Source organism: Pseudomonas oryzihabitans, assembly GCF_032027545.1.
Lineage (GTDB): Bacteria > Pseudomonadota > Gammaproteobacteria > Pseudomonadales > Pseudomonadaceae > Chryseomonas > Chryseomonas oryzihabitans_F.
On sequence record NZ_JAVSJB010000081.1, the window covers coordinates 1 to 969 of the forward strand.

Annotated in this window: 1 protein-coding gene and 1 pseudogene; both read left to right on the forward strand. The window is 71.1% G+C overall.

What is annotated here, in order from left to right; all coding sequences use genetic code 11:
- A pseudogene (locus tag RND78_RS27790) lies at positions 1-187 on the forward strand (4-deoxy-4-formamido-L-arabinose-phosphoundecaprenol deformylase); the annotation flags it as partial.
- Positions 184-969: phospholipid carrier-dependent glycosyltransferase (locus RND78_RS27795; RefSeq protein ID WP_312733446.1), on the forward strand; the 786-nt coding region annotated here is incomplete at its 3' end. The pseudogene RND78_RS27790 and the gene RND78_RS27795, both read left to right, overlap by 4 nt.

The following is a 969-nucleotide window of genomic DNA, read 5'->3' on the forward strand; positions in this document are numbered from 1 at the left end:
TGCCGAGGTGGAAGGCATCGCCTTCGCCGAGGATTTCCGCGCCCTGCTCAAGGCCGCGCGGGAGCAGGGCGTGCTCTTCCTCACCCTGGGCGATCGCCTGCCGGCCGATCCGCGCCAGTTGCCGGCGGGCAACCTGATCCGCGGCAGCCTGGCCGGACGCCAGGGCTGGCTAGGGGTACAGGCATGAGTCGTCGGCGCCTGCTCGCCCTGCTGCCGCTGGCGCTGCTGGCCTATGTGCTGCCACTCGGCTGGCGCGGCCTGTGGATTCCGGACGAATCGCGCTATGCGCAGATCGCCCAGGAACTCTGGCGCCGTGGTGATTGGGTGGTGCCGCACTTCCTCGGCCTGCCGTACTTCGAGAAGCCCATCGGTGGCTACTGGACCCAGGCCATCGCCCAGGCCTGGCTCGGCGATTCGCTGCTCAGCGTGCGCCTGGTGCCGCTGCTGGCCAGTCTCGCCACCGCAGCCCTGGTGGTGCGCCTGACCCGCCTGATCTGGCAGGACCGCACCCTGGCCCTGCTCGCCGGGGTGCTCTATCTGTCCTGCGTCGCCGTGGCGGGCCTGGCCACCTACGTCACCCTCGACGCCCAGTTCGCCCTCTGGATGGCCCTGGCGCTGCTCGCCCTGTGGCAGGCGCAGGCCGCCACGACCCGCAGCGCCGCCCTGGGCAACTGGGCACTGCTCGGCCTGGCTTGCGGCTGCGGCCTGCTGACCAAGGGCTTCCTCGCCCTGGTGCTGCCCGTGCTGGTGGCCGTGCCCTTCTTCCTCTGGCAACGCCGGTTCCTGGAGCTGATCTGCCGCGGCCCCGTGGCGGTCGTCGTCGCGGCCCTGGTGGTGGCGCCCTGGGCGCTGCTGGTGGCCCACCGCGATCCGGACTTCTGGAACTTCTTCTTCTGGCACGAGCACATCCAGCGCTTCGCCGGCCAGGACGCCCAGCACGAGCGGCCCTTCTGGTTCTATGGGCCGATC